Raw genomic sequence first — 4835 nt, 5'->3', positions numbered from 1 at the left:
GGCAGCCAGGCGCTGGCGATGGCCGGAACGGTAGGCGCCTCGGCATGGGGCTCGGTGAAGCGGGCGAAATACCAGGAACTGTCGACGAAGGTGTCCATGGTGTCGGTTTCGCGCACGGCCGGTCCGGCGCATTGCGGGCAGGCGACGTGCTTCCAGCTCGGGTGATGGTCGAGCGGGTTGCCGGGGCGATCGAAGCTCACGTCCTCGGGGAGGACGACGGGCAGGTCCTTGTCCGGCACGGGCACCGCGCCGCAGTTCTCGCAGTGGATCACCGGGATCGGGCAGCCCCAGTAGCGCTGGCGCGAGATGCCCCAGTCGCGCAGGCGATAGTTGACCTCCACGGTGCCCTGCGGGCGGTTGTCGACGGTGCGTTGGGCGAAGTACTCGGCGATGCGCTTCTTGGCGGTTTCGATGTCGAGGCCGTCGAGGAAATCGGAGTGATAGATGTGGCCGGGGCCGGTGTAAGCCTCTGACTCGACCTCGAAAGTTTCGGAGTCGGCGCCGTCGGGGAGGACCACCGGGATGACCGGGAGGCCGTAGCGGCGGGCGAAATCGAGGTCGCGCTGGTCGTGGGCGGGGCAGCCGAAGATGGCGCCGGTGCCGTAGTCCATGAGGACGAAATTGGCGATGTAGACGGGCAGCGTGGCGCCGGGCTTGACCGGGTGCTTCACGTGCAAGCCGGTGAAGATGCCCAGCTTTTCGGCCTTGTCGATGGTTTCGGTGGCGGTGCCGTGGCGGTGGGTTTCGGCGATGAACTCGGCGATCTCGGGGTTGTCCGAGAGCGCGGCCGCCAACGGATGGTCGGCGGAAATGGCGATGAACGAGGCGCCGAAGATGGTGTCCGGACGGGTGGTGAACACCTCGATGGTCCTGAACGTCTGTCGAAACTCTGCCGTCAGCTCGAACAGCAGCCGCAGGCCCTCGGACTTGCCGATCCAGTTGCGCTGCATGACGCGCACCTTCTCGGGCCACTGGTCGAGCGTGTCGAGCGCCTCGAGCAGGTCCTCGGCGTAGTCGGAGACCTTGAAGGCCCACTGGTTCAGCTCGCGCTGCTCGACGACGGCGCCCGAGCGCCAGCCGCGGCCGTCGACCACCTGCTCGTTGGCGAGCACGGTCATGTCGACGGGGTCCCAGTTGACCTTGGACTTCTTGCGGGTGACGAGGCCGGCGCGGAGGAAATCGAGGAACAGTTTCTGTTGCTTCGAATAATACTCGACGTCGCAGGTGGCGAACTCGCGGGTCCAGTCGATGCCCAGCCCGATGGACTTCAGTTGCTTGCGCATTGCGGCGATGTTGGCGTAGGTCCAGCTCTTGGGGTGGACCTTGTTCTGCATGGCGGCGTTCTCGGCCGGCAGGCCGAACGCGTCCCAGCCCATTGGGTGCAGCACGTTGCGGCCCATGGCGCGCATGTAGCGGGCGAGGACATCGCCCATGGTGTAGTTGCGCACGTGCCCCATGTGGATGCGTCCCGAGGGATAGGGGAACATCTCGAGGACGTAGTAGGGCTCGCGCGCATCATCGGACTTGACCACGAAGGACCGATTGTCCTCCCAGGCCTTCTGCCAGCGTGGCTCTTCGACACGCGGATTGTAGCGCTCGGTCGTTCTACCAGTCACTTCGCAAAGTCCTTAAGGCCGCAGATTACGTTGCGTTAATGGGGGTTTTTGGCTACCGGACCTTCATCAGAATTCCGCTAACCGGTCAACAGAGAGCGCCATGGAGAACGCGCAGCACAACGCCCCCGAGCGCCTGGAAATGATCCGTTCACGCATCGAGAGGGCGCACCGCCGCTTCGGGCCGCCTCCCGAGATGGTGGAGCTGGTCGCGGTTTCCAAGACTTTCGATGCCGCAGCAATCCGGCCGTTTCTTGACGCCGGGCAGCGGGTATTCGGGGAAAACCGGGTGCAGGAGGCCAAGGAGAAATGGCCGGCGCTGCGGGCCTCCTATGACGGCATACAATTGCACCTGATCGGGCCGCTGCAGACCAACAAGGCGCGCGAGGCGGTGGCGCTGTTCGATGTCATCGAAACCGTCGACCGCGAAAAGCTGGCCGGGGTGCTGGCCGAGGAGATGCGGCGGGCGGACAAGCGCCTGCCGGTGTTCGTGCAGGTCAATATCGGGCTCGAGGAGCAGAAGGCGGGCGTCGCGCCGCGGGAAGCAGTGGCCTTCGTCGAGCGCTGCCGGGTCGAGCACGGGCTCGATGTCGTGGGGCTGATGTGCATTCCGCCGGAGGCCGATCCGCCGGGGCCATATTTCGCGCACCTGGCGTCGCTGGCGCGTGATGCGGGGGTGAAGAACCTCTCCATGGGGATGAGTGGCGATTTCGAGACGGCGATCGCCATGGGCGCGACGCATGTGCGCGTGGGCAGCGCGCTGTTCGGCACGCGGGTGTGAAGGCTGCCGGTTCGGTCCATTGATCGGGTAGTGCCGGCCCTGCAACGGCCGGCGGCCGGGGACGTTATGGCTCCATAGGACCGGCGACGAGGACGGGCACGGGGCAGTGCCGTCGGACGGCTTGGCACGCGCCCGGGACAATCCGCAGCGTGGTCGGCTTGCCATCAGGAGCGCGTGGCTAAGAGATTAAACACCATGGGCGCGATCGGATGAAACTTAGTGATGTCAAATCACGTTCATTCTCTCACGGGCGTGTCACGCCGTTTTGATTAGCGGCCTCGAAGGCCCTGGACTAACTCAGGAATTCAAAGCCTATGGCTTGGGGTAACACCATGAATCGACGGCGCATTCTGATTGTCGACGATGACGCGGACTTGCGGAAGACCCTGGTTGAGCAGCTCACGCACTATCGCGAGTTCGACCTGGTCGAGGCGGAAACCGCGTCCGAGGCGCTCGGCAAGGTGCGAGGCGCACATGTCGATCTGATGCTGCTCGACGTGGGGCTGCCCGACATGGACGGGCGCGAGGCGGTCAAGATCATGCGCCGCGAGGGCTTCAAGAGCCCGATCATCATGCTGACGGCGCAGGACAGCGACGCGGATGAGATTCTGGGGCTCGAATCGGGCGCCAACGACTACGTCACGAAACCCTTCAGGTTCTCGGTCCTGCTGGCGCGCATCCGCGCCTCGCTGCGCCAGCACGACCAGAGCGAGGACGTGGTATTCACCATCGGACCCTACAGCTTCCAGCCGGCGGCCAAGCTCCTCGAGGCGCCGGACGGGGCCAAGGTGCGGCTCACCGACAAGGAAACCTCGATCCTCAAGTATCTCTATCGGCAGGGCCCCAAGACCATCACCCGCGAAATCCTGCTCAAGGAAGTGTGGGGCTACAACAACCGGGTGACGACGCACACGCTCGAGACCCACATCTACCGGCTGCGCCAGAAGATCGAGCGCGATCCGTCAAACGCGCGGCTGCTGGTGACGGAAGAGGGCGGCTATCGGCTGGTGCCGTGAGGCGGTAACGCTTCGGCACACTGTTTCACGGGAAGCCGCCGGTGGGTTGCGTTTCCGAGCCCGGATGTCCTTCCTTAACTCGACAGCGGTGGGTGGGGCGGGGTCTGTGGACGTCCCCGCCTTTTGTCGGCCCGCAAGGGCGAGGGTGCTGCTTGGCGGACCTGGAGGGCGGCGGTGCATAACTTTTGTTGTGTCCGCAACGCGGCAAAATCCATTCCTGACAGCCGGTAGAAATGCTCTATATCGGGTGCCGCGGCATGAACCGGGCGCGTGTGCGTTCGGAAAGTGACCTCGGCTCGGGAATGGGGCGGGATGCAACTCGACGACGCGGCGACGATCCTGGGACGCGCGGATTTCTTCGAAATCTGCGACGCCGAGCAGCGGCGCCTGCTGGCGTTTGCCTCGGAGCGGAAGAAATTCCGCCCGAACACGGTGATCTATGCCTCGGGCGAAGTGCCGCAGGGCGCCCATGTGCTGGTGTCGGGCACGGTGTCGAGCACTCAGGACGGGGCCGAGAACAACCCCTACCTGATCCACGATGTCGGCGCGGTGCTGGGGGCGATGGCCCTGGTGGTGGCCAAGCCCCGGCCGGTGACGATCAAGTCGGTCGATGCGGTAGAGACGCTGTTCGTGCCGCGCACGGCGTTCATGAAGCTCGCCAACCAGTACCCGGACCTCGCGGGGCGGGCGGCGGAGCGGATCCGGCGCGAGCTGACGAGCTATCTCGGGGCGATCGAGGGGGCGCGGGGCGCGTTCAAGAAGTGAGCGGTTTTGGCCGTTCTCGGCATCGCAGCTGTGGCTATACTTACCCCTGATCCCTCCCTACGAGGGGAGGTAGACGCAAGAACTGAAGCAGACGGCCCCCTCCCGGCCTCCCCCATAAAGCGGGAGGTGCGCGCCGGTGGGTTAGGTGAGATGGAGCCACGCACTGGATGCGGCACCCTCCCTTTATGGGGAGAGATGGGGAGGGGCCGTCTGTTTCGGCTCTTTCACCTCAGGCAATCGCGACAGTTGCCCCCCGCAAGTGCCTGCTGCTCATTAAAACCTTGCAATGACCGGGACGTGGTCGGAGGGTTTGTCGGACCAGCCGCGGGCGGGGCGGAGGATTTCGGCGCCGGTGGTGTGGGCGGCGATGTCGGCGGTGGCCCAGATGTGATCGAGGCGGCGGCCCTTGTTGGCGGCCTCCCAGTCCTTGGCGCGGTAGCTCCACCAGGAATAGAGTTTCTGGTCATGCGGGATGTGCTTGCGCACCAGATCCACCCAGCCACTGCCGCCGGTCATGATGGCGTTGAGCGTCTCGGTCTCGATCGGGGTGTGGCTGACGACGTTGAGCAGCTGCTTGTGGCTCCAGACGTCGTTTTCGTGCGGCGCGATGTTGAAGTCGCCGGCGATCAAGTGGCCGCGGGCGAAGGCCGGCTCGCCGAA

General features: G+C 65.0%; 5 protein-coding genes. 3 read left to right on the top strand and 2 right to left on the bottom strand.

Annotated elements, in window-relative coordinates:
* Positions 1 to 1616 (bottom strand): leucine--tRNA ligase (gene leuS, locus JWQ89_RS08635; RefSeq protein ID WP_299640136.1); only part of this gene is annotated, 1616 nt, incomplete at its 3' end.
* Positions 1617 to 1755: 139 nt separating this feature from the next.
* Here leuS and JWQ89_RS08630 point away from each other — a divergent pair.
* The 3 genes from JWQ89_RS08630 to JWQ89_RS08620 all read left to right on the top strand — a co-directional run bounded on the left by JWQ89_RS08630 (position 1756) and on the right by JWQ89_RS08620 (position 4175).
* On the top strand, positions 1756 to 2394 hold the full coding sequence (locus JWQ89_RS08630; protein WP_299640137.1) for a YggS family pyridoxal phosphate-dependent enzyme: 639 nt from the start codon (positions 1756 to 1758) through the stop codon (positions 2392 to 2394).
* 332 nt (positions 2395 to 2726) lie between these two features.
* Complete coding sequence (locus JWQ89_RS08625) at positions 2727 to 3410, top strand: response regulator transcription factor (protein ID WP_299640134.1); 684 nt, start codon at positions 2727 to 2729, stop codon at positions 3408 to 3410.
* Positions 3411 to 3722: 312 nt separating this feature from the next.
* Entirely contained in the window at positions 3723 to 4175 is a 453-nt protein-coding gene (locus JWQ89_RS08620; protein ID WP_299640132.1) for a cyclic nucleotide-binding domain-containing protein, read from the top strand.
* 273 nt (positions 4176 to 4448) lie between these two features.
* Here JWQ89_RS08620 and JWQ89_RS08615 read toward each other — a convergent pair.
* Positions 4449 to 4835 (bottom strand): endonuclease/exonuclease/phosphatase family protein (locus JWQ89_RS08615; protein ID WP_299640130.1); only part of this gene is annotated, 387 nt, incomplete at its 5' end.

The sequence above is a fragment of the Devosia sp. genome, assembly GCF_028290645.1.
In the GTDB taxonomy this organism is placed as follows: domain Bacteria; phylum Pseudomonadota; class Alphaproteobacteria; order Rhizobiales; family Devosiaceae; genus Devosia_A.
This window is presented reverse-complemented; position numbering and strand designations above follow the sequence as displayed.

Bases quoted from the DNA above. Each gene is read 5' to 3' on its own strand.
- JWQ89_RS08630 (WP_299640137.1), top strand. From the start codon at position 1,756: ATGATCCGTTCACGCATCGAGAGGGCGCACCGCCGCTTCGGGCCGCCT.
- JWQ89_RS08625 (WP_299640134.1), top strand. From the start codon at position 2,727: ATGAATCGACGGCGCATTCTGATTGTCGACGATGACGCGGACTTGCGG.
- JWQ89_RS08620 (WP_299640132.1), top strand. From the start codon at position 3,723: ATGCAACTCGACGACGCGGCGACGATCCTGGGACGCGCGGATTTCTTC.